Source organism: Lacticaseibacillus camelliae DSM 22697 = JCM 13995 (assembly GCF_001436615.1).
Classification (GTDB): Bacteria; Bacillota; Bacilli; order Lactobacillales; family Lactobacillaceae; genus Lacticaseibacillus; species Lacticaseibacillus camelliae.
The window spans coordinates 1-611 of record NZ_AYZJ01000069.1 but is presented as its reverse complement, the minus strand read 5'-3'; the positions used below and the strand labels follow the sequence as shown (position 1 = coordinate 611).

General features: G+C 49.8%; 1 protein-coding gene. It reads right to left on the bottom strand.

Translation table 11 applies throughout. The annotated features are described in order from the left end of the window. Positions 1-611, bottom strand: a 611-nt coding sequence (locus FC75_RS13035) for a mucin-binding protein (RefSeq protein WP_420843319.1), incomplete at both ends; no start/stop codon positions are given.

Genomic DNA, 611 nt, shown 5'->3' with positions numbered 1-611 from the left:
GTATAGCCATCCAGGTTCGGTGTGGTTACTTCGCCATAGTCTGTAGAAGGTGTCGCCGACTTGATCTCGCCATTCACATCATCTGTCGTGATCGTCCAGTTGACGGTCTGAACAACTGATTCAGGAGCACCATCTGTCTTCCCATTGACCGTGTAGTTGATGGTCCGAGTCGTCGTAGTCGTATCCGTTGTCGTCAGATGGTGTGCCAACTTAATGGTCAGATTATCAGTTATTGCTGGATCAGCAGCGAAAGTATAGTCGACAATTGCGCTTTGTCCATCAGCCCGTTTATAGCCTGCTGGCACTGTGACCGTGTACTTCCCAGTCTCACCAGTTTTGCCGGTCAACGTCTCAGGTGTGCCAACAACGGCATTACCATTGTCCGTATCCACATACGTAACCTTCAGTGTGGCGCCATTCGAAACGTAGTTGACTTGTACCAGTTCACCTACTGGTGAACCTGATACCAGCGTCAGCTTCGGTGTTTCTTCAGGAACCGTGGTCTTGTCAGGTGTATAGCCATCCAGGTTCGGTGTGATTACTTCGCCATAGTCTGTAGAAGGTATCGCTGACTTGATCTCGCCATTCACATCATCTGTCGTGATCGTCCA